21 protein-coding genes are annotated in these 23,130 nt (G+C 63.0%); 12 read left to right on the forward strand and 9 right to left on the reverse strand.

The features are described from left to right. Window positions 1-100 precede the first annotated feature (100 nt). The gene (locus tag DNK49_RS20735) at window positions 101-1,051 is read right to left on the reverse strand and encodes a helix-turn-helix domain-containing protein (protein WP_110529341.1); all 951 of its coding nucleotides are present in this window, start codon (window positions 1,049-1,051) and stop codon (window positions 101-103) included. Between the two features lie 474 nt (window positions 1,052-1,525). On the opposite strand from DNK49_RS20735, the gene DNK49_RS20740 reads away from it, so the two are divergent. The 8 genes from DNK49_RS20740 (at window position 1,526) to DNK49_RS20775 (ending at window position 9,531) form a co-directional block, all read left to right on the forward strand. Then, on the forward strand, window positions 1,526-3,133 hold the full coding sequence (locus DNK49_RS20740) for an AMP-binding protein (RefSeq protein WP_110529344.1): 1,608 nt from the start codon (window positions 1,526-1,528) through the stop codon (window positions 3,131-3,133). Window positions 3,134-3,239: 106 nt separating this feature from the next. Then, a complete protein-coding gene (locus DNK49_RS20745) occupies window positions 3,240-4,406 on the forward strand; it encodes an ABC transporter substrate-binding protein (protein WP_110529348.1) in 1,167 nt (388 codons plus the stop codon). Between the two features lie 113 nt (window positions 4,407-4,519). Next, window positions 4,520-5,440: a branched-chain amino acid ABC transporter permease gene (locus tag DNK49_RS20750; RefSeq protein ID WP_110529351.1), complete on the forward strand. Its 921-nt coding sequence runs from the start codon at window positions 4,520-4,522 to the stop codon at window positions 5,438-5,440. Between the two features lie 5 nt (window positions 5,441-5,445). Next, window positions 5,446-6,495 (forward strand): branched-chain amino acid ABC transporter permease, encoded by a 1,050-nt coding sequence (locus DNK49_RS20755; protein WP_110529354.1) that lies wholly within the window; start codon window positions 5,446-5,448, stop codon window positions 6,493-6,495. Beyond that, entirely contained in the window at window positions 6,492-7,262 is a 771-nt protein-coding gene (locus tag DNK49_RS20760) for an ABC transporter ATP-binding protein (RefSeq protein WP_110529357.1), read from the forward strand. Before DNK49_RS20755 ends, DNK49_RS20760 begins: the two co-directional genes overlap by 4 nt. Beyond that, entirely contained in the window at window positions 7,259-7,969 is a 711-nt protein-coding gene (locus tag DNK49_RS20765) for an ABC transporter ATP-binding protein (protein ID WP_110529359.1), read from the forward strand. Before DNK49_RS20760 ends, DNK49_RS20765 begins: the two co-directional genes overlap by 4 nt. Next, window positions 7,962-8,876: an alpha/beta hydrolase gene (locus DNK49_RS20770; protein ID WP_165843400.1), complete on the forward strand. Its 915-nt coding sequence runs from the start codon at window positions 7,962-7,964 to the stop codon at window positions 8,874-8,876. Before DNK49_RS20765 ends, DNK49_RS20770 begins: the two co-directional genes overlap by 8 nt. A 130-nt stretch (window positions 8,877-9,006) precedes the next feature. Then, complete coding sequence (locus tag DNK49_RS20775; RefSeq protein ID WP_110529365.1) at window positions 9,007-9,531, forward strand: MarR family winged helix-turn-helix transcriptional regulator; 525 nt, start codon at window positions 9,007-9,009, stop codon at window positions 9,529-9,531. Between the two features lie 167 nt (window positions 9,532-9,698). Here DNK49_RS20775 and DNK49_RS20780 read toward each other — a convergent pair whose 3' ends face one another. Beyond that, a complete protein-coding gene (locus tag DNK49_RS20780) occupies window positions 9,699-10,886 on the reverse strand; it encodes an NnrS family protein (protein ID WP_110529368.1) in 1,188 nt (395 codons plus the stop codon). 252 nt (window positions 10,887-11,138) lie between these two features. On the opposite strand from DNK49_RS20780, the gene DNK49_RS20785 reads away from it, so the two are divergent. Both DNK49_RS20785 and DNK49_RS20790 read left to right on the forward strand, forming a co-directional pair. Continuing rightward, window positions 11,139-12,191: a sensor histidine kinase gene (locus DNK49_RS20785; protein ID WP_110529371.1), complete on the forward strand. Its 1,053-nt coding sequence runs from the start codon at window positions 11,139-11,141 to the stop codon at window positions 12,189-12,191. 2 nt (window positions 12,192-12,193) lie between these two features. Then, entirely contained in the window at window positions 12,194-14,641 is a 2,448-nt protein-coding gene (locus DNK49_RS20790) for a two-component system response regulator (protein ID WP_110529374.1), read from the forward strand. Between the two features lie 18 nt (window positions 14,642-14,659). Here the strand turns inward: DNK49_RS20790 and DNK49_RS20795 are convergent, their stop codons facing one another. Next, entirely contained in the window at window positions 14,660-15,166 is a 507-nt protein-coding gene (locus DNK49_RS20795) for a GNAT family N-acetyltransferase (RefSeq protein ID WP_207807063.1), read from the reverse strand. Window positions 15,167-15,318: 152 nt separating this feature from the next. On the opposite strand from DNK49_RS20795, the gene DNK49_RS20800 reads away from it, so the two are divergent. Next, a complete protein-coding gene (locus DNK49_RS20800) occupies window positions 15,319-15,975 on the forward strand; it encodes a hypothetical protein (protein ID WP_110529376.1) in 657 nt (218 codons plus the stop codon). Window positions 15,976-15,997: 22 nt separating this feature from the next. Here the strand turns inward: DNK49_RS20800 and DNK49_RS20805 are convergent, their stop codons facing one another. Beyond that, complete coding sequence (locus DNK49_RS20805) at window positions 15,998-18,019, reverse strand: methyl-accepting chemotaxis protein (RefSeq protein WP_165843401.1); 2,022 nt, start codon at window positions 18,017-18,019, stop codon at window positions 15,998-16,000. 242 nt (window positions 18,020-18,261) lie between these two features. Between DNK49_RS20805 and def the strand changes: the two genes are divergently transcribed. Further along, window positions 18,262-18,786 carry a peptide deformylase gene (gene def, locus DNK49_RS20810; protein ID WP_110529382.1) on the forward strand — a complete coding sequence of 175 codons (525 nt, stop codon included), beginning with the start codon at window positions 18,262-18,264 and terminating at the stop codon, window positions 18,784-18,786. Window positions 18,787-18,806: 20 nt separating this feature from the next. On the opposite strand, the gene DNK49_RS20815 is transcribed toward def, so the two are convergent. The 5 genes from DNK49_RS20815 to DNK49_RS20835 all read right to left on the reverse strand — a co-directional run bounded on the left by DNK49_RS20815 (window position 18,807) and on the right by DNK49_RS20835 (window position 23,080). After that, a complete protein-coding gene (locus DNK49_RS20815) occupies window positions 18,807-19,808 on the reverse strand; it encodes an aldo/keto reductase (RefSeq protein ID WP_110529385.1) in 1,002 nt (333 codons plus the stop codon). 96 nt (window positions 19,809-19,904) lie between these two features. After that, window positions 19,905-20,864, reverse strand: coding sequence for a Gfo/Idh/MocA family oxidoreductase (locus tag DNK49_RS20820; RefSeq protein ID WP_110529388.1), 960 nt, complete (start codon window positions 20,862-20,864; stop codon window positions 19,905-19,907). A gap of 1 nt (window position 20,865) precedes the next feature. After that, window positions 20,866-21,720 carry a class III extradiol dioxygenase subunit beta gene (locus DNK49_RS20825; RefSeq protein ID WP_110529391.1) on the reverse strand — a complete coding sequence of 285 codons (855 nt, stop codon included), beginning with the start codon at window positions 21,718-21,720 and terminating at the stop codon, window positions 20,866-20,868. Window positions 21,721-21,722: 2 nt separating this feature from the next. Next, on the reverse strand, window positions 21,723-22,163 hold the full coding sequence (gene ligA, locus DNK49_RS20830) for a protocatechuate 4,5-dioxygenase subunit alpha (protein WP_110529394.1): 441 nt from the start codon (window positions 22,161-22,163) through the stop codon (window positions 21,723-21,725). 2 nt (window positions 22,164-22,165) lie between these two features. Next, a complete protein-coding gene (locus tag DNK49_RS20835) occupies window positions 22,166-23,080 on the reverse strand; it encodes an amidohydrolase family protein (protein ID WP_207807064.1) in 915 nt (304 codons plus the stop codon). Window positions 23,081-23,130: the final 50 nt, after the last annotated feature.

A 23,130-nucleotide genomic window follows, 5' to 3' on the forward strand; every position in this document is an offset into this window, starting at 1 on the left:
TTTGTTGAATGCGATGGGGAGTCTGGCAGGCACGCGCCGCGCTAACTTTTACGACCGTGCACCGGCACTTGTACCGACGTGCACGCCGGGGCTCGGAAATTCAGCTGCGCTCCCGCCATTGCCTTGGGGTCACGCCATAGCGGCGTTTGAACAGGCGGCTGAAATGGGCGCTGTCACAAAAGCCGTTGTCGAGCGCAATTTCGGTGATCGTTCGATGACGGTGTATCGAATCCGACAGCGCCGTGCGGCAGCATTCCAGCCTTTCCTCGAGAATGAAATTGGCCGGCGTCACCCCCAGTGCGTTGAACAAGCCGTACAGCGCGCGTCGGGACATATTCAGCGCAGCCGCGAGACGATCCGGCGTCAACCTGGCATCTCCCAGGTGTGCCATGACATAACGCCTGGCCTCCTGCAGGCGGCGTTCCAGACGGCCACCACGCTCATGCGTACACGCCTGGGTGAGGATCGAGGCCGACAGCATCCGCCCGACCGCATCAACCACCGCGCTACCCTCTTCCTGACCGCCGGTTGCAGGTGCGTCGAACATCGACAGCAGCGCAAACAAGGCGCTGCGCGAGCAGGTATCGGTTTCCAGCGGCCGTCCACACAGGGTATCGGCAAAAGCTTGCCATTCGCGACATGTGCCTTGCGGCATCAGCAGCACCAGAAACTGACTGCCATCATCAATCTCCACCGAGTAAGGCCGTGCGGTGTCGTACACCGTCCAGTACCCCGGCTGCAGGATGCTGCGATTGTCACCCTGCTCGATCTCGCAACGCCCGCGCAGCAACCAGAAGGCCTTGAAGTAGGCCTCGTCGGACCTTGCAGCCAGCGTCGGCGTACGCGTGACGCGATGGGCCTGGGTGCGGATCATGGCCAACACACTGGGCATGCGGTCGAGGACATCGATATGCGCAACGAACTCACTGGTGTGCCGTGGTGTGTGCTCCAGCGGCAGGAATCCGGCATTGACCGCATCGGCCCAGGCCGCAGGCGAACAAATGGGGCGGGAACGGGGCGGCGCTCCCAACGCGAACGACGGGAAATCCATGGCTTTCTGTCTCCGACTGGTGCAGTTCGCCGCGCTCGACGACCGCACTTCCTATTTAACCGCTGTCACGCGCCGCCACAGCAGCGCATTGGCGGGCGATGATAAGACCAGTCTTGCACGCTTGTCACGATCTGATCGGGACGCCCAGCACGCAGGCCAGCAATCTGCACCTCACGACCGCCTGGTCGAACGGATCCTGGCACGACGGCAAGTCGCCACATGAGGCACTCATTTCTCGTCGGCGGACAAAAGTATCAAATTATTTAAAATCATATAGTTGTATATTTTCCATTCCATTTCATATAGTTCATTTATAAATTATTCTTCTTTCTACTATTTACCTATTGACTTCATCTGCCGATTGGAAAAAACTTGTCTCACACCGTCATCCTGCGCATCTCAGGCAGGGCTGCAGCGGACCGTCAGAGTCCGGTATTGAACCAGGGCCCCCAGCCCCAGGCAGAGGAAAGAAACATGAGCAGCAGTGCGCACCTCGATCGCTTCGTCATCGACAACCTGCCACCGGCAGCGCAGTGGCCCGAATTTTTGTTCGAGCAGCCGGAACTGCAGTTTCCCGAACAACTCAACGCCTGCGTCGAACTGGTCGATCGCGCCATCGACGAAGGCCACGGCGACCGCACCGCGATCATCGGCAAGGACATCCACTGGTACTATCGCGAGCTTCAGCGCCAGGTCAACCTGCTGGCCCGGGTACTGGTCGAGGACATGGGCCTGGTGCCCGGCAACCGGGTGCTGCTGCGCGGCGCCAACACCCCCTGGCTGGCGGCATGCTGGCTGGCCGTGTGGAAGGCTGGCGGCGTGGCCGTTGGCACCATGCCCCTGCTGCGTGCCAAGGAGCTGAAAGAGATCATCCACCTGGCGCAGATCAGCCATGCGCTGTGCGATGCCGGCCTGGCCGAGGAGCTGGAGCTGGCCCGTGCCGACAGCCCCACGCTGCGTCAGTTGATGCGCTATGGCGAAGGTGGCGAACTAGCCGCCGCGATGCGTGACAAGGCAGATCACTTCGACGCGGTACCCACCGCAGCCACCGACCCGGCACTGATCGGCTTTACTTCCGGCACGACCGGCATTCCCAAGGGCACCATCCACTTCCATCGCGACGTGATGGCAATGTGCGAGGTGTTCCCCCGCCACTGTCTCAAACCCACGCAGGACGACGTCTTCATCGGCACGCCGCCGCTGGCCTTCACCTTCGGCCTGGGGGGGCTGCTGTGCTTCCCGCTGTGGGCACGCGCCGCCACCGTGCTGCTGGAAAAGCTCGCGCCCGAACCGCTGATGCAGGCCATCGCCACACACAAGGCAACGATCTGCTTCACCTCACCCACCGCCTACCGGCAGATGGCGGGCATGGTTGGCAAATACGATGTATCCAGCCTGAAGAAATGCGTCTCCGCCGGCGAAGCCCTGCCCACCGACACCCGCGACAAGTGGCGCGAGGCTTCCGGCATCCAGATCCATGACGGCATCGGCGGCACCGAGATGATCCACATCTACATCGCCTCCGGTCCCGAGGACTACCGCCCCGGTGCGCTGGGCAAGCTGCTGCCCGGCTACATCGGCATGATCGTCGACGACGAGATGAATCCGCTGCCGCCGGGTGAAGTCGGCAAGCTGGCGATCAAGGGCCCCACCGGCTGCCGCTACCTGGCCGACGAACGCCAGAAGAACTATGTGCGCGATGGCTGGAACCTGCCCGGCGACGCCTTCCACATGGATGCCGACGGCTATTTCTACTACCACGCGCGGGTCGACGACATCATCGTCACTTCGGGCTACAACGTCTCCAGTCCCGAAGTCGAGTGGGCACTGCTGGCCCATCCGGCGGTGGCCGAATGCGGCGTGATCGGTGTGCCCGACCCGGACCGCGGTCAGATCATCAAGGCCTTCATCGTGCTCAAGCCTGGCTTCACCGGTGATGAAGCACTGACCAAGACCTTGCAGGACTTCGTCAAGAACACGGTGGCCCCGTACAAGTACCCACGGGCGATCGATTACGTCGACACCCTGCCCCGAACCGAAACCGGCAAGCTGCAACGCTTCCGGCTGAAGTCCCTCGGCTGAACGATCCCACCGCCGCACGCACCGTTGCGCCCGCTCGCGGGTCGCCGGCAGCTGCGCGCCATGAGAAGATCGCGCCTGCAACACGTCCTACCTCTGGAGATAAATAATGATCAAGAAGACTTGCGTTGCACTCGCCTGCTCCACCCTGCTGGCCGGCACCGCGCTGGCTGCGGACAGCATCAAGGTCGGCATGATGACCACGCTCTCCGGCCCCGGAGCCGGACTGGGCATCGACATCCGCGACGGCTTCAACCTCGCACTGAAGCACCTCGACGGCAAGATCGGCGGACTGAACACCGAAGTCATCACCGCCGATGACGCGCAGAACCCGGAGACCGCCAAACAGATCACCGAGCGCTTCGTCAAGCGCGACAAGGTCGATATCGCCACCGGCGTCGTGTTCTCCAATCTGATGCTGGCCGTCGGCCCGGCCTTCTTCGCGTCCGAGACCTTCTACATCAGCGCCAACGCCGGCCCCAGCCAGTATGCCGGCGCCGAGTGCAACCCCTTCTTCTTCAATGTTGCCTGGCAGAACGACAACCTCCACGAAGCCATGGGCAAGCATGTGCAGGACAAGGGTTACAAGAAGGTCGCCCTGATCGCCCCCAACTACCCTGCCGGCAAGGACGCGCTGACCGGGTTCAAGCGCTTCTACCAGGGTGCCGTTGCGGAAGAGGTCTATACCAAGCTCGGCCAACTCGACTACGCCGCCGAGATTGCCCAGATCCGCGCATCCGGCGCAGACGCGCTGTACATCTTCCTGCCCGGCGGCATGGGCATCAACTTCATCAAGCAATACTCTCAGTCGGGCATGCTCAAGCGCACGCCCCTGTTCGCACCGGGCTTCTCGGGTGACGAGGATGTGGTCAAGGCCGTCGGTCCGGCAATGGAAGGCACCTTCAACACCAGCCACTGGTACCGCGAGATGGACAACCCGGTGAATCAGCGTTTTGTCGCCGACTTCCAGAAGGATTTCGGCCGTCTGCCGACGCTGTATGCCTCGCAGGGCTACGATGCAGCCATGTTGATGGATGCCGCAGTCAAGGCCGTAGGCGGCAAGATCGAGGACAAGGCCGCCTTCGGCAAGGCGCTGGCCACGGTCAAGGCGCCCTCCACCCGCGGCGAGTACCGCTTCGGCAACAATCACTATCCGATCCAGGCCTATTACCTGCGCGAAGTGGTGAAGAACGCCGATGGCAGCGTCAGCAACAAGTTCGTCGGCAAGGTCATGGACGAACACGTCGACGCCTACGCCAAGGACTGCAAGATGTAATCGTCGGTGGAGGGCCCCGGCCCTCTGCTGAACGATCTACGTGCCCGGCCTGCCGGACTGCCTGAAAAGGCGTCTGGCGGGACTTCTGTCGCCCTCACTCAGGCAGATCCGACATGCTCTATCTGATTCTCGAGCAGGCCCTCAATGGCCTGCAGTACGGCTTGATGCTCTTCCTGCTGGCCGCCGGCCTGACGCTGGTATTCGGCATCATGGATCTCATCAACCTTGCCCATGGCTCGCTGTACATGATCGGCGCCTTCCTGGCGGCCGCTTTCTACCAGTGGCTGGGCAGCTTCTTCCCCGCGCTGTTCCTCGCCATCATCGCCACGGCACTGATTGGCGTGATCCTCGAACGCCTGCTCTACCGCAGGCTGCAGGGCATGAGCCACCTGTCCCAGGTGCTCGCCACCTTCGCACTGATCCTGATCGCGAACGAGACGATCAAGATCATCTTTGGCGCTCAGCCGCTGATGATCGGCATGCCGGCAAGCCTGTCCGGCCCGGTCGAACTGGTCACCGACGAACTGTACTACCCGGCTTACCGCCTGTTGATCATTGCCGTCGGCCTGGTGGTGGCAGTCGGCCTGTATGTGCTGGTCAACCGCACCCGCATCGGCATGTGGATGCGCGCCGGCGCCTCCAACCCGCAGATGGCCGCGGTCATGGGGGTACGCATCAAGCCGCTGTTTACCTTCGTGTTCGCACTGGGTGCAGCCTTGTGTGCGCTGGCGGGTGCCTTGCTGGGCCCCTTGCTGGCGGTATCGGTGGGCATGGGTGAATCGATCCTGATCCCGGCCTTCGAGGTGATCGTGATCGGCGGCATCGGCTCGATGCGCGGTGCGCTGGTGGGCTCGCTGCTGGTGGGCATGATCGACACCGTCGGCCGCCTGCTGCTGACCTTCGGCCTGAAGCTGGTGGTCGACGGCAGCACCGCCGCAACCTTGGGGCCGACGCTGGCCTCGATGATGGTCAGCCTGCTGATGGTGGCGGTGCTGTTCTTCCGGCCCCAGGGCCTGTTCCCGGCAAGGGGGTAATCGACATGATCTCCAGATTCGGACCTAGCCGCAGCACCGAAACCCCTTTGCTGATCGGCCTGCCCGGTCCATGGACCGCGATCGCGGTAGCCGTCATCCTGGCCATCTACCCGCTGGTGATGAACTCGATGGGCGAGGACTTCTACATCAGCATGGGCAGCCGGGTGCTGATCCTGGCGCTGGCGGCCAGCGCACTCAACCTGGCGCTGGGCTACGGCGGCATGATCAGCCTGGGCCATGCGGCCTTCCTTGGTATCGGCGGCTATGCGGTGGCGATCCTGGCCAAGTCCGGCATCGACGCAGCGTGGATTGCGGTGCCGGTGGCAGTCGGGTGTGCGGCAGCCGCAGCCTGCCTGATCGGCGCGATCAGTCTGAGGACGCGTGGGGTGTACTTCATCATGATCACGCTCGCCTTTGCCCAGCTGTTCTACTACCTCGCCATCTCATTGCCGCAGTTCGGTGGCGACGATGGCCTGCCGATGACGGCACGTTCGGTGATTCCCGGTCTGCCGCTCGATGGCGACCTGGGCTTTTACTACTTCGTGTATTTCACTGCCGGCCTTGCCTTCGTGCTGCTGTACCGCCTGGTGTCCTCGCGCTTCGGTCGCGCACTGGTAGCCATCCGCGAGAACGAGCGGCGCATGGCAGCGATCGGCTATCCGGTGTACCGGCTCAAGCTGATGGCCTTCACCTTGTCTGGCGGTCTGGCCGGGCTGGCGGGTGCGCTGCTTGCCAATCTCAGCCTGGGCGTCACGCCACACACCCTGACCTGGCACCAGTCCGGCATCCTGATGGTAATGGTGATCATCGGCGGTTCGGGCTATTTCTGGGGTGGCATCACCGGCGCGGCAATCTTCCTGCTGCTGGAGGAAACCATCTCTGCCCACACCGAACACTGGAATCTGGTATTGGGTGCCCTGCTGCTGTTCATCGTGCTGGTCGCGCCCGATGGCGTCATGAGCCTGCGCGAGCGGGTGCGTGCGCTGCTCGGACGCAAGCCCGCTGGAGGAGCCGAGGCCCAGTCTTCAATCGCTGCCGGGGAGAAAGCGCAATGAGCCAACCCATCCTGCAGGTCGACCAACTGGTCAAACGCTTCGGTGGCCTGGTGGCCACCGACCACTGCAACCTGGAGATCCGCGCCGGCGAAGTCCATGCGCTGATCGGCCCCAACGGGGCGGGCAAGACCACACTGCTGGCGCAACTCTCCGGCGAGCTGGCCTCGGACAGCGGCCGCATCCTGTTCGAAGGCCGCGACATCACTCGTCTGCCCATCCACAAGCGGGTGGCTGAGGGCATCGTCCGCTCGTTCCAGATCACCACCCTGTTGCCGCGCCTGACCGTACGCGAGAATCTGGCGCTCGCGGTACAGGCGCGTACCGGACACTCCTTCGACTTCCTCGGCACGGTCGCGGACGAATCCGACCTCGACGAAGGCGCCGAAGAGGCCGCGCGCCGTGTCGGGCTGCTCGACCTGATGGAGCACATCGTCGGCACGCTGTCTCACGGCCGCCAGCGCGCACTCGAGCTGGGCATGGCACTGGCCTGCAAGCCGCGCCTGCTGCTGCTCGACGAACCCATGGCCGGCACCGATCCGGAAGAATCAAAGAAGATGGGCGACCTGATCAACAGCCTGCGCGAGGAGCACACCCTGATCCTGGTCGAGCACGACATGGATGCGGTGTTCCGCCTCGCTGACCGGGTTTCGGTGCTGGTTGCCGGCCACGTCATTGCCAGCGGCCAGCCGGACGAGATCCGCAATGACCCGCAGGTGATCGCCGCCTATCTTGGCGAGGACGAGACCGCCACGGAGAACATGCAATGAGTGCCCTGCTTTCGATCGAAAATCTGGAAACCGGCTATGGCCCCAGCCAGGTGCTGTTCGGCATGAACATGGAAATCCGCGAGGGTGAAGCGGCAACCCTGCTCGGGCGCAATGGCATGGGCAAGACCACCACGCTGCGTGCAGTGTTCGGCCAACTGCCCGCGTGGTCCGGTGAGATCCGCTTTCTTGGCGAACGCATCGATGGCCGCCCGACCGAGCAGATTGCGCAGATGGGACTGGCGCTGGTACCGGAAGGCCGACAGATCTTCCCCAACCTGTCGGTCAAGGAGAACCTGCTGGCCTTCGCCGCCAACCGCAGCGGTAATCGTGACCCGTGGACGCTGGACAAGATCTATCACCTGTTCCCCCGCCTGGAAGAGCGCGCGCAGAACATGGGCAACCAGCTCTCCGGTGGCGAACAGCAGATGCTGGCAATCGGCCGCGCGTTGATGACCAATCCACACCTGCTGATCCTGGACGAAGCCACCGAGGGCATCTCGCCCTTGATCCGTAAGGAGATCTGGCGCGTACTCGGTCAGCTCAAGCAAGCCGGGCAGGCCATCCTGGTGATCGACAAGTACCTGGCCGAGCTGATGCGGGTGGCGGACCGCCACGCCTTCATCGAAAAAGGGCGCAGCCCGTGGAGTGGCGACAACGCTGCGCTGGCAGCCGAACCCGAACTATGGGAGCGCTATCTTGGTGTCTGACCCCTTTGATCTTGACCCCTTCGATCTGCCGCCCGCGCTTCAGCCCGCGACCGGCACCGACTTCGCCCACGAGTACGATGTAAGGCAGTGGGCACCGGACTCGCCCGGCCACCAGGCGGGCTGGACCCGCCGCGCCGCCGAGGCGCGCGACACCCTGCCAGGACTGCGCGACCTGCGCTATGGACCCACAGAAGCAGAAACGCTGGACCTGTTCCTGCCAGCCCCCGACACACGACCTGCTCCGCTACTGGTGTTTCTGCACGGGGGCTTCTGGCGCAAGCTGCACAAGGACGATTTCTCGTGGATTGCACCGCCCTGGGTGGCCGAAGGCGTTGCCGTCGCGATCGTCAATTACGGGCTGGCGCCCTCAACCCCGCTGGAAGAGATTGTCGCCCAGACCCGTCGCAGCCTGGTCTGGCTGCACCGGCAAGCCGGTCACTACGGTATCGACGCCGGGCGGCTGGTGGTTTCCGGCCACTCGGCCGGTGGTCACCTTAGCTGCATGGCGCTGGCAACCCACTGGCCGGCGCAGGCGGCCGACCTGCCGGCCCGCATGATCGCGGCGGGTGTGGCGCTGAGCCCTGTGGTGGACCTGGCCCCGCTCGCAGCCGTGCCGATGCTGCACGACGATGTCGATTTCACCGCAGAGCGCATTGCCCAACTCAGCCCCATCCGGCTGACACCCGCCACCGCGGCCCCGTTGATCGGGGCCGTCGGCGGTGCCGAGAGCCCCGAGTTCCGCCGCCATCTCGCACTGCTGGCGCACTGCTGGTCTGCGGTATGGCAAGGCACGGTACCGATGCCCGGGCATGATCACCTGACCCTGTGCGACGCCTTTGCCGACCCGCATTCGGCGCTGTTCAAACGGAGTCTCGAACTGATTCGCGCTTTGCCAGCATCTGTTTGACACGCTTATCCGGCGCCAAGCCATCGGCATCAATTTAGAAATGAATGTTTTACTCGATTTCGAGGAGTAGAATAGCGAAAAATCCAGCGGGATCAGCCCGCTGCACTATTCAGATATTGCAGGTGAAGCCATGACATTAGCTCAATACGAAGCCCTTTCGGCCCAGGATCCGGAAATCGTCGATCACGAAACCCGTGCCACCGACGACGACCACGAAGCGCTGCGTGTCTGGCTGCGGCTACTGACCTGCACCAATATCGTCGAATCACGCCTGCGCAATCAACTGCGCACCGGTTTCGACTCCACCCTTCCGCGTTTCGACCTGATGGCCCAGCTTGATCGCAACCCGGACGGTCTGAAGATGCGCGAGCTGTCGCGCCGCCTGATGGTCACGGGTGGCAATGTCACCGGCCTGACCGACAAACTGGTGGAGGAAGGCCTGGTCGAACGCCGCGACGATCCGCGCGATCGCCGCGCCTATTCAGTCCATCTGACGCCGGCAGGCAAGCGCGCTTTCCGCGACATGGCCCAGTCGCACGAAAGCTGGGTCATCGAACTGTTCAGCGGCCTCGACCACGGCGAAAAGATGCAGTTGCTTGAATTACTGAACCGTCTCAAGCGCCACCTGACCCAACTCGAGTCTGGCAACGCCTGAGAACTTGTGAAGAAATCGTAACGAGCGGGTCGAGTGCAAGGCGCGAGCGATGCGAACGACGAGACATATCAAATGGATAGGCAAGGAGTGAGCGAGTGAGCAACACCGCAATCGAGCCGCGCAGTAGATTTATTCACAAGTTCTGAGACTTCACCTTCCGCCGGGCATCAACCTGCCTTGCCATCCACCCGCGCATAAAGCAGATAAGGCGTGTAGCGCCACAAGTACAGCGCAAATGCCAGCGTCCAGGCGGTTGCCGCCAGATGGATGCCACCGACCACCGCCGCCGGAATCGCGACCAGGGTCAACACCCTGGCGACTGCGGCAAGCTGCACCAGCGCATAGGCAATCGCCTCCAGGCGGCCCGCTACCAGCATCCGGCCCGTGTGGCCCAGCGCGGTGCGGGTGATCATGCCGATGATCAACCCACCGGTGGCGCCGATCGCCAGGGCATGCACCGCGGCCGAGCGCGGCATCACCCCCCATTGCGCCAGCGCCGTCAGCAGCAGGCCCAGCGGAATCCACAGGTAGGACAGGTGCAGCACCCACAGCAGGGGCGTACGCCGGGTGGCCCACGGGTTCCAGCCTCCCCAGCGAACCAGTTGCAGCAATGCGGCCAGCAGCGACACCCCGCCCGCCCAGCCCACCGCCCCTGCCGCCCACAGCACAAGCGCCAGACCCGTGCATAGTGCCGCAATCAGGTCAAAGCGGGCATTGCGCCACTGCCGGACACCACGCAGGGCATTGAAGGTGAACATCGGGATCACCCGCCCACCAATGATGGTCTCGAGTACCACCACCAGGCCGAGGGCAACATACACTGCCGCCAGCGGATCGATGGCCAGCCAGCCATTCACCGCAAGATGAAAGGCCAGGTTGGCCAGCGACAACATCGCCGGCAAGACCCCGACAAAGTAGTTGCGCCAACTGCGAGCCTTGATCAAAACCCGCAACAAAGCCGCCGCGGCCAGCGGCAGGAACGCCACATCGAGCACGGCGACCCACAGCCCGCTACCGAAGGCCATCGCCAAGCGACCGGCCAGCCACAATCCCGCCAGTCCGGCCAGCAAGCCACCACTGGGCGTGTCCAGGCCTGTCCAGTTGCGACCGGCGGTGAACAGGAAGCCAATGATCACCGCCACCGCAAAGCCGAACACCATCTCGTGCGCGTGCCACCAGATGCCGGGAATCGGTGTGGCGAGCACACCGGCGAACACCAGCACCCATACCGGAATCGCCAGTACGGCCAACAGCGCAGCCAGCAGGTAGAAAGGCCGGAAGCCAAGTGCGAACAGGGAGAAGACATCAGGCGCGATGCGCCGCGTCGTCGGCTCTTCGAGGGGAATCAGTGCCATCTTGCTCTCTGGGGAATGAAGTTGTTGTCAGCGGATTACAACGCGTGCCCCATCGAAAGAAAATGACCAGGATCAAGTGCTTCATGCTCGCGCGCCTTCCTACGTCCGTAGCCGGTCTCCGTGTCGTGACCCGGTGGGCCCCGTTGCCCCGTCATCGTCCGTCCTGTCGATATCGCATGGATGAAAACCCTGCTTGCGGGCGAGACTCGATCGGCTATGCTGAATCAATGTCATTCAGACTGGAATGCGGTCATGGATACACGATCATCCGGCGCGACGCAGGCATTGGGCGAAGACGCCTTTCGCCGTGTCGTCGAATGGGCACCGACCGCCATGGTGCTGATCGACGGTTCCGGCCGCATCGCCCTGATCAATGCCCAGGCCGAGCGCCTGTTTGGTTACAGCCGTGAAGACCTGCAAGGCCAGACCGTCGAATGCCTGATCCCGGAACGTTATACCGCCACGCACGGCGGTTTTCGGGAAGGCTTTTTTGCCAACCCGCACCCGCGGCCCATGGGAAGTGGTCGTGATCTTTATGCACGACACCAGGACGGCAGCGAGTTTCCTGTCGAAATCGGCCTGAATCCGATCGACACGCCGGAAGGCACCATGGTGCTGGCCTCGATCGTCGACATGAGCGAGCGCAGGCGGGCGCAACAACGCATCGAGAACGCACTGGCGGAAAAGACGGTGCTGCTCAACGAAGTGCATCACCGGGTCAAGAACAACCTTCAGCTGGTTTCCAGCCTGCTGAACCTGCAGGCCCTCCATGCCACCGACCCCCAGTTGCGCGCCATCCTGGGCGAGAGCCAGAGCCGGGTCCGGGCCATGGCGCTGACACATCAACTGCTTTACGAGCGCAAGGACTACTCACGCATCGACCTGGGCGACTACCTCAATCGCCTGGTACAACTGCTGATTGGCAGCTATCGTGAAACAGGCAAGCAGATTGCCGTGCATAAGATACTGCCGGAACACCCCCAGTATCTCGACTTCGAACGCACCATTCCCTGCGGGCTGATGGTCAACGAACTGGTGACCAATGCCTACAAGCATGCCTTTGCCGGCATGCAGGGGGGTGAGATCCGCATTGAGTTGCGGACGCGGGGAGACGAGATCGAACTCAGCGTGGCCGACAACGGCGTCGGCCTGCCCGCCGGCTTCGACATGGCCAATGTCACCTCACTCGGCCTGCAGTTGGTCCCCTTGCTGGCGGATCAGATCGGCGGACAACTGGCGATCGAGGGGCACCCCGGATGCTGCATCACCCTGCGCTTTGCGAGCGATCCGTCCAGAAGGATCTGATCATGAATCGAACCGAGCCTATCAACCTGATGCTGGTCGAGGACGAACGTGTCGTGGCCTTCGACCTGAAGCACCAGTTGCAATCCTTTGGCTATCGTGTCGGCGCAACGGTGGCCAGCGGCGAGATGGCCGTGCAGCGCGTCACCGAACTGGCACCCGACCTGATCCTGATGGACATTCATCTCGACGGGGCAATGGACGGCGTCGAGGCCGCACTCGAGATCCAGCGCCGGATGCCCGTGCCCATCATTTACCTGACCGCGTTTGCCGAGGACGACACCTTGAATCGCGCGCTGGCCAGCCGCCCCTTTGGTTACCTGGTAAAACCCTGGGATGCTCGCGAGCTGCATGCCACCATACAGATGGCGCTTGCCCGCCGCGAAGCCGAGATCGCGGTCGAGATGAGCGAGCAGCGGCTGAAGCTGGCACTGGATGCTGCCTCGCTGGGCGTGTTCGAGTGGCGGCCAGAGGGCAACCTGCTGCGCAGCGACGGGCATCTGGGCCGCTTCTTTGGCGAACGGTCAGCGACGCTCGACGAATCCTGCCCTGCCTTTCTCGCCCGGGTACACCGCGATGATCGTGCGAAAGTGGTCGCCGCGCTCGATCGTGAGCGCAGTCTGGGTAAAGGCACACAGATCGAGTTCCGCACCGCACCGGATGAAAAAGCGTTGTATTTCGTCGAAGCCAATGTCAAGGCGTACCACACCCCTGGCGAAGGCCAGCGCGTGGTTGGCGTGCTGCGCGACGTCACCGAACGACGGCTGCTGGAGGACAAGCTGCACAAATCCAGCGTCGTGTTCCGCACCGCGGCAGAAGCCATCGTGATTGTCGACCATGAACGTCGGGTCACCACGGTTAACGACGCCTTTACCCGCATCGCCGGCTATACCGAAGAGCAGGCCAGCGGGCTGGATATCGACGTGCTGCTCCGGACCCGGCGCGCGACGGCGGACGGCGTCTACTTCTTCGAAGAGCTTGCGACCGGCCAGGAAGGCTACTGGCAGGGCGAAGTCGAATGCCAGCGCAGCAGCGGTGAGCGCTTTCCGGCCTGGCAGAGCATCAGCGTCGTGTACAACACGCATGGCAAGGTCAGCAACTTCGTCATCGCGTTCTCCGATGTCAGCGAGATTCACGCGGCCGAGCAGCAACTGAGCCATCTGGCGCATCACGATCCGCTGACCGGCCTGCCCAATCGCCTGCTGTTCGAGGACCGATTCGAGCAGGCGCTTGAACTGGCGCGTAGGGAGCAACACTACTGCCTGCTGCTGTTTCTCGACCTCGACAGTTTCAAGGTGGTGAACGACACCCTGGGTCACATCCATGGCGATACCTTGCTGTGCATCGTCGCCGAACGTTTGCGCAACACCCTGCGTGCCACCGACACCATAGCCCGCCTGGGCGGCGACGAATTCGTGATTCTGGCCGGCAGCCACAACCCGGGTTATGCCGCCGACCTTGCGCAGAAGATTCTCGATGTCCTGTGCGAGCCTGTGCCGCTGAGTGGCGATTCGATCACCATTTCCGGCAGCATCGGTATCGCCACCTATCCCAGCGATGGTGTCGATCGCCATGCCTTGATGCGCGCCGCCGACATCGCGATGTATTCGGCCAAGGCTGAAGGCCGCAATCGTTACCAGTTCTACTCCCAGGACATGGCCGAACGCAGCAATCAGCGCCTGCATCTGGAACAAGGCCTGCGTCGCGCAATCGACGGCGGGCAACTCACCTTGCACTTCCAGCCACAGGTGACCCTGCCGGACCGCCAGATCGTTGGCGTCGAGGCCTTGGTCCGCTGGCAACACCCCGAACTTGGCATGATTCCACCGGCCCGCTTCATTCCGATCGCGGAGGAAAGCGGCGTCATCGACGCGCTGGGCCGCTGGGTGCTGGAGCACGCCTGCCTGGAGATGGCCGGGCTAAAGGACGGGCTTGGCGGTCAGTTGCATCTGGCGGTCAACGTTTCGGCACGCGAGTTCATGCGCAGCGACTTCATCGACGCCTTGCGCGAAACCCTAGCACGTACCGGTTTTCCGGCTGCTGCGCTGGAGCTGGAGATTACCGAAAGCACCCTGCAGACGATCGACCGCAGTCTGGAAATCCTGGGCGAGCTGAAGAAACTTGGCATTGCCGTCAGTATCGACGACTTTGGTACGGGCTATTCTTCGCTGAGTGTCCTGCGCAATCTGCCCATCGACCGCATCAAGATCGACCGCTCCTTCATCCACGACCTGCAGCACAATCCCGACGGTGCGGCAATTGTAAAGGCCATGGTTGCACTGGCCGAATCCCTGCGCATGGACATCATCGTCGAGGGCATCGAGACGGCGGAACAGGCAGTCATCCTCACCCGCATGGGCTGTGCCGGCGGCCAGGGCTATCTGTTCAGCCGTCCGATTCCGGTCGCTGACCTGATCAAGCTGCTCGCCACACCGGATGGGGACAACGGCTGAGTCCATTCACCGCATGCATCACGGAGCAACGACAAGCCTGGCTAGCATGTAGTACGCCGGCCCCGGATAAGTACGAAGCGCGTCCTGATCGCCCTCTCCCGGCGCCTGCGAGCAATAACCCAACCGCTTCCAGAACGCCACGCTGGACTGAACCGACACCAGCGAAGAATGCGTCAGCCCAAGCTGCACGGCCTGTGCCCATGCATGTCGCACCAGCGCAGGCCCGACGCCCTGCCCCGCCAGTCGCTGCTGCACGGCCAGATCATGGATATACAGGCTGTCCGCCTCGGTCGAGGGGTAAAACCGGGCGCCCAAGGCACTCAGGCGGCCGCGAACGGACGGGTAAGCCACCAGGTAAGCGCCCACCCTTCCGTCCGCTTCGGCGACCCAGGCGGTCTGCGGCGCTGCTGCCAGACGCGCACCAATGACCTCGCGCGACTCGATGAACCCTTGCGCATACGCTTCTGCCTGAACGGCGAACACGGCTTCGATGTCGCCCGCCGACATGGGTCGGATGTTGATCATGATGCTCAAGTACTCCCCGAAGTTTCCATGTCAAAGCCCGCCATTTTGGCATTCCACCTTCCTTTGCGCACGCTTGCGCCTTTGTTTCAATGCCCCAGCTGCAGTATCCTCAATGGCATGAGGGTAATCTCCCCTGCTCAATCGGACAGAACATGCACAACACCTTGTTGATGATCCCCCTGCTCTGGCTGGGCGTCGGCCTTGCCTCTCCCGCCGATGCGGATCAGTCAATGTTCTATGGCGGCTGTGTGGATGCCAGCGGCACACCGGTCATCGCGCAACTTGCGCCAGACCAAGCGGTTGCGGTGCAGAGCGTGTCCGGCACGGACGGCGCCGTGATCCGCTACAACCCGGCTGTCGTGCCCAAACTGGGCGAGGCGGGACATCTGTTCCTGTTTGCCCATGAATGCGCCCGGCTCAACCTCGGCATGGCCCCTGGCGAGCCGCGCAACCGCGATGACAGCCGCCGTGCCGACTGCTGGGCCGGCAGCAGTCTGTTGCGCTCGGGCCTGATGTCGCTGGACGACCTCGGCGACTTGCAGGCACGTTTTTCCGGACTGGGCGCCGCAGAATGGAGCCTGCTGCCCGGCCCCCCGCGCCGCATCGACCTGCTGTCCTGTCCGCGACATCTGTCTCCATCGCTCAGCGCCCCAGCCTTCGGTCAGGAAACCTGGAACGCCTGCGCACGGCGTTGCGGTGATGCCTTGTATGCCTGTCAGCACGGAAGCGGCTCGAGCAGCAAGGCGCAGTGCGAAACCCGCCACGAAGCCTGCATGGCCGGTTGCGAAACCGGCCCAGACGCGCGCTGAAGCAGCCAGAACCGGCGCGGGCTCAGACCTTGAAACGCGCCACCAGACCGCGCAGATCTTCCGACAGCCGTTGCAGACGTTGTGCCTCACCCGCAGCGCCCACAACGGCCTGATCGTTTTGCCCGGCCATGTCGGCAATCTGGCCAACAAAGTCACCAATGCGACGAACCGCCTCAGCCTGTTCGCGCATCGCATCGGTGATCCGGTCCACCCCGTCCGAGGTGCGGGCCACCGCTTCACTGGCCGAGGAGAGTTGGCTGGCCACCTGTGCGAGAAAGCCCTCGCTTGCCGCAAGCGACTCCTGCCCGCGTTGGATCGCACCGCTGACGCCATCTGAGCGTGCATTGATCGCCTGCGTCAGACGATCAATCTCGGTGGCAGAATTGGCTGACTTCTCGGCCAGCTTTCTGACTTCGTCGGCCACCACCGCAAACCCGCGGCCTTGCTCGCCTGCGCGCGCAGCCTCGATGGCCGCATTGAGCGCCAGCAGGTTGGTCTGCTCTGCAATGTCGCGGACCTGTCCGGTCATGCCGCGAATTTCCAGCGTTGTCGCGACAAACGCCGAAACCGCGTGGGTGATCTGCTCCACCGCCGTACGCACGATGCGGATCTCGTCCTGCATCCGGGTCAGGCCCTGGTAACCCTCGTCGGTCTGCTGACGCCCCTGGCGTGCGATCTGGTCGACCTCGTCGGCATGTGCCGCAACCTGTCCGATCCGGGCCGACATCTCCCCCGCGGCGCTCGCGGTATCGTGACTGAGCCGGTTCTGTTCGGCCGACCCACTTGCCACCCGGGCGGTGGCGCCCGTCATCTCGGCTGCGGCCTGACGCAAAGCTTCGGATGAGGTCTGCAGGGTCCCGACCACGCCGCGAAAGGCCATTGCCATCCGGTTGAAACGGTCGGCCACATCACCGAGTTCGTCGTGTGTGCCGATATCGATCCGGTAGGCCAGATCACCATCGGCCAGGCGCTTTCCGCCCTCCAGCAGACGTGCCGTACCTTGCTGCAAGCTCAGGTAGGACCCCATGGACAGGTAGCCGGCAAGCAACAGGCCCAGTCCGACCAAGGCAAGATTGAGTGCGCGCTGCACAGCCAGCCCTTCGATCCTCAGCTCCAGTCTGGCCCCCAGCGCATCAATGATGCTGCGCTCCATCGCCAACGCTGCCTGCCGAGGCACCTCGGTCTTCTGCATCACTTCGGCAAACGGAATCTCGATGTTGGCGGTGTTGATCAGGCTGTTGTCGATCAGCCGACGGGTCTGGTCGATGCCCGCCTGCACCGCGGCCAGACCGCCCTCGAGCGCCGTCTTGTATTCGGGTGCGGCCCTGCCGATCTTCTCGGTGTTCTCCCGGATACGGGTGAGCTGGACATGGGCGTCGGCGACGAGACGTTCGAGACGACCGATGTCAGCACCATCAATCATCTGCACACTGGCGATGGAGGCAGCCTTGAGCCGGATCTGCACCACCGCATCGAACAGTTGCGGCAGGCGATTGACCAGCGTGTCGTACAGGTAGTTGGTATCGACCTCAGGATCCAGCGGCAGACCCGCATGATCTGCCGCCAAGCGAGCCTGTGCCGCAAGCCGATCGCCAAACCGTTGATGAAGCTCGCGAATCTCCGGGGTAGACGAGGCACCGATGACCGTCTGAAACACGTCCCACTCCTTGTCCAGCCCGGCCCAAGCCTCGTCCAGTACCTTGTCTTGCCCACTTGCATCGGATTGCCTGGCGGCTGCCAGTGCGGCACCCAGGCGTCCACGCAGGGCTTGTGCCTCCCTCGCCTGATCGTTCTCACCCAGGGAATACAGGGACGAAGCCAGCAGATGTTGATCAAGCAACTGACTGACCGCCCTCAGGGCGACTACATGCCGCACGCCCTGCAACTCGTTCTCGGTGAGGCGGAGGCGCTCGCCGACCGAACTCAGGAACTGGAACAGCAATCCAGCCACCAGCAAGCCACCAGCGGCGCCGATCAGGAGAAAACGCGGCGCAAAACGCAAGCTGTTCATCAGCTTGACGGCGGGGGCAACAAACGGGGTCATCTCTGTCTCCTCGGGGCATTGTTCTTGCCACCCCGTGGCGCGGGGCGCATGTTGTACCCGGATTCTAGGAAACATCCCCCTTGGTGCGCGCCTGTGGTTTTCCGCAAGCCAAGTGCGAAGCACGTCCCGACGTGACAGCGTCAGGGCCCCCTTATCAAGCGAACCCAAGTCAAGTGAGCAGTTCACGGCGCCCGAACCAGCGCTACACTGGGCACCATGATGAACCGCCACCGGAAACAGCAATGACCATACGCGAGATCTTGCGCATGGGAGACCCGCGCCTGCTGACGCCAGCCGAACCGGTCACCCGCTTCCCCTCACCCGAACTCGACACCCTCATTGCCGACATGTTCGACACCATGGCGGCGGCCGGTGGCGTCGGCCTGGCTGCACCTCAGATTGGCGTAGGCCTGCAGGTGGTGATCTTCGGTTTCGACCATAGCGAACGCTATCCCGACGCCGAAGCGGTGCCCAGGACCGTGCTGATCAACCCGGTGATCACACCACTGACAGACGATCTGGAGGACGGCTGGGAGGGTTGCCTGTCAGTGCCAGGGCTACGTGGCGTGGTGCCCCGCCACACCGCCATCAGGTATCAAGGCCATACGCCCGATGGCAGCCCGATCGATCGTCAGGTCAGTGGCTTTCATGCCCGGGTCGTGCAACACGAGTGCGACCATCTGACTGGAACGCTATACCCGATGCGGGTGCGTGATTTCACCCGCTTCGGCTATACCGAGGTGCTATTCCCCACCCAGCCAGACTGAAAGGCTGCCAGCGCGCCGACTCAGGCTGGAAACTCTTCGGTGTCGATCTCGGTCTGGGTGGCGGCGTTGTAGCGCGGACCGGACACGGTGCTGCGGTTGATCAGGCGCTCGACCCGCGCCACCATGTCGGCACTCAGCACGACATCTGCTGCAGCCAGATCTTCCTCCAGATGATCCAGCCGGGTCGTCCCCGGAATGGGCAGGACATGCTCACCACGCTGTAGCAGCCAGGCCAGTGCAAGCTGCGCCGGGGTGCAGCCGGCCTCGGCGGCCAGCGCAGTATAGTCGCCCAGCAAGCTCAGGTTGGCGCTCAGGTGCTCGCCCTGGAAACGCGGCATGGCACGGCGTATGTCCTTGGCGTCGAACGCGGCAACCTGGGCGGGGTCAGTCAGCGCAGCAGTGAGGAATCCGCGCCCAAGCGGGCTGAAGGCCACAAAGCTCACACCCAGTTCTCGGCAAGCATCGAGCACCGCGATTTCCGGGTTGCGCGTCCACAGGGAATACTCGGTCTGCAACGCCGCGACCGGATGAACCGCATGCGCCCGACGCAGGGTGTCGGCCGAGACTTCGGACAGGCCGATGCTGCGGATTTTGCCTTCGCGCACCAATTCGGCCATGGCGCCCACGCTGTCCTCGATCGGAACCTTCCTGTCCCAGCGGTGCAGATAATAAAGGTCGATGACGTCCGTAGCCAGACGCTGCAAGGCCTCCTCACAGGTCCGCTTGATCGTCTCGGGCCGGCCGTCAATGACGCGCTTGCCGTCCACGCCGGTCATCCCGCACTTGCTTGCCAGGGTGAAGCGCGAGCGATACGGTGACAGTACCTTGCCCACCAGGGTCTCGTTGGCACCGAAGCCATACAAGGCAGCCGTATCGAAGTGGGTCACGCCCAGGTCCAGCGCCCGGGACAGCACCTCAGCCCCTTGCTCGGGCGACGGCGGCACACCGTAGGCATGACTCAGATTCATGCAACCCAGACCAATGGCACTGACCTGAAAGGGACCGAGTTTGCGCTGCTTCATGACCTCTCCTTGACGATGCAAACGGCCCCAGCGGTAAGGCTGGGGCCGGTCAGCCGGCTGCAGACCTGCAGTCGGCATGCTCTCTTCAACTCAGACTCAGGCCGCGTTCAACTGTTGTTCGAGCTGATGCAGCACCTGGTAGCACGGCAGCACCTTTGCCACGCTTGAATTGGGCTCACGCCCTTCGCGGATGGCGGCGAAGAACTCGCGGTCCTGCAGCTCGATGCCGTTCATCGACACCGCGACCTGCGATACATCGATCTGCTCTTCCTTGCCGTTGTACAGATCGTCGTAACGCGCGATGTAGGTGCCGGTATCGCCGATGTAGCGGAAGAAGGTGCCGAGCGGCCCATCGTTGTTGAACGACAGCGACAGGGTGCAGATTGCACCGTTGGCGGCCTTGAGCTGGATCGACATGTCCATGGCAATGCCCAGCACCGAATGAATCGGCCCCTGGATTGCGTTGGCCTGCACGATCGGGCTGCCGGCCTGGTAGGCGAACAGGTCCACCGTGTGGGCTGCATGATGCCACAGCAGATGGTCCGTCCAGCTGCGCGGCTGGCCGAGCGCATTCATGTTGGTGCGACGGAAGAAATAGGTCTGCACATCCATCTGCTGGATGTTGAACTCCCCCGCCTTGACCTTATTGTGCACCCACTGATGGCTGGGGTTGAAACGGCGGGTGTGGCCCACCATCGCCACCAGTCCGGTCTCCTTCTGCAGGCGGGCCACTTCGTCCGCACCTTTGAGGGTGTCAGCCAGCGGAATCTCGACCTGCACGTGCTTGCCCGCCTTCAGGCACTGAATGGACTGGTCGGCGTGCATCTGCGTCGGCGTACACAGGATCACTGCATCCACTTCAGCCAATGCCAGGCTGTCGGCAAGGTTGGTGGTGACATGGCCGATACCGTACTTGCCGGCCACCTCACGGGTCTTCTCCAGATCACGGCCGATCAGGGAAACGACTTCCACGCCGTCGATATTCTTGATGCCGTCCAGATGCTTGATGCCGAAGGCGCCGGCGCCGGCCAGCGCTACCTTGATCGTCTTGCTCATGTCAGTTGTTCTCCAGAATGAGGTGGCCCACGGCGGTGTTGGATGCGGGCACGTGGAAGAAGCGGTGCTTCAGGGTGGGCGCAGGGCCGCCCTTGATGTCGGACATCGCGCCACGGGCGATCAACCACATCACCAGCTCGATGCCTTCCGATCCGGCTTCGCGGACGTATTCGATGTGCGGGACTTCGGACAGGCCTGCCGGATCGGCGATCAGACGGTCAAGGAAACGGTTGTCCCACTCGGCATTGATCAGACCGGCGCGCGCGCCCTGCAGCTGGTGGCTCATGCCGCCGGTACCCCAGATCTGGATCTTGAGATCCTCGTCATAGGACTCGACCGCCTTGCGGATGGCCTGGCCAAGCTGGAAGCAGCGACGGCCGGACGGCACCGGATACTGCACCACGTTGACCGCAAACGGGATGATCTTGCACGGCCAGGCATCGGGCTCACCAAACATCAGCGACAGCGGTACGGTCAGGCCATGGTCGACTTCCATCCGGTTGACGATGGTGAGGTCGAAGTCGTCCTGGATCACACTCTGCGCGATGTGCGACGCGAGTTCCGGGTGGCCGATGACCGTCGGCACCGGACGCGGCCCCCAACCTTCGTCTGCGGGTTTGAACTCTGCTGCAGTGCCAATGGCGAAGGTCGGAATCATGTCCAGGCTGAAGGCGGTGGCATGGTCGTTGTAGACCAGGAAGATCACGTCGGGCGTGTTCTCCTTCATCCACTGCTTGGAATACTCGTAACCGGCAAACAGCGGTTGCCAGTAGGCTTCGCCGGTTTTCTTGAGATCGATCGCTGCGCCGATGGCCGGCACGTGCGAGGTATAGACGGATGCGGAAATCTTGGCCATGGTCAGTCCTTGTTCTTGCCGGCGGCGCCCTGCGGCTGACGATGCGGCTGCGCGTCACCTTCTTCGCCGAGGTAGCGGTTGCCTTCGGGCGAACGCCCGCCCTTGATCATCATCTCGCGGTATTCCTCTTCGGTCATGCCGGTCATGCTGCCTGCCATCTGCTGGAAGCTGAGCCCATCGGTGGCGCCGATCTTGGCCAGGAAGTAGATGTTGCCGCCAGTGCGCATGCACCAGTTCAGGTCGCGCGCCAGCACGGCCTGCTTCTGCTCCTCGGTCATCGGCCACTCGTCGAGATAGGCGCGCTCATCGGCCTTGAAGCGGGCACGGTTGTCCGCCTTCATCAGCGACATGCAGAACTGGTTGAGCCAGTAGCCCTTGCGCGACTGCTCGGCATCAAAAATGATGGTGCCGGGCAGGTCGAGATACGGTTTGTCCAGCGCCATGATCAGCACTCCTCCGGCCAGTAGAGACGCATCGGGTTATCCACCAGCAGCTTGTGCTGCAGCTCGGCGGTAGGGGCAATGTGCGGAATGAAGTCCACCAGCAGGCCGTCATCGGGCATGTGGTCCTTGAGGTTGGGATGCGGCCAGTCGGTGCCCCACAACACACGATCGGGAAACAGCTCGACGATGCGCCGGGCAAACGGCACCACGTCCTGATAGGCCGCCTGCTCACCCTCCAGTGCCTTCGGCCCGGTGACCGACAGACGTTCGGGGCAGCTGACCTTGGACCATACGTTGGGGTTGTCGCGCATGAACTTCACGAACAGCTCGAACTCGGGCCCGTCGATCGGCTTGGTGACATCCGGACGCCCCATGTGATCCACCACCACAGTGGTCGGCAGTGCAGTGAAGAAGTCCCACAGCTCGGGCAGGTCGACCGCCTCGAAGTAGATGACCACATGCCAGCCCAGCGGCGCAATACGGTTGGCGATCTCGAGCAGTTCGTCCTTGGGGGTGAAATCCACCAGACGCTTGACGAAGTTGAAGCGCACGCCGCGTACGCCGGCTGCATGCAGGTCCTGCAGTTCCTGATCGGTGATCGAGCGGCGCACGGTGGCAATGCCACGGGCCTTGCCGTTGGACGCCTTGCAGGCATCGACCATCGCGCGGTTGTCGGCACCGTGGCAGGTGGCCTGTACGATCACATTGCGGGCAAAGCCGAGATGATCACGCAGCGCAAACAACTGGGCCTTGCTGGCATCGCACGGGGTGTACTTGCGCTCGGGCGCATAGGGAAATTCGGCGCCGGGACCGAATACATGGCAGTGGGCGTCCACCGCACCCACAGGCAGCTGGAAGCGGGGCTTGCTGGGACCGGCGTACCAGTCAAGCCAGCCGGGGGTTTTCTGGAATTCCATCAGGGGATCCTTTTTGGTGTGGGAAGCGCGCCCCTCTGGTCCCGCTGGAT

The organism is Parazoarcus communis SWub3 = DSM 12120 (assembly GCF_003226565.1).
GTDB lineage: Bacteria > Pseudomonadota > Gammaproteobacteria > Burkholderiales > Rhodocyclaceae > Parazoarcus > Parazoarcus communis.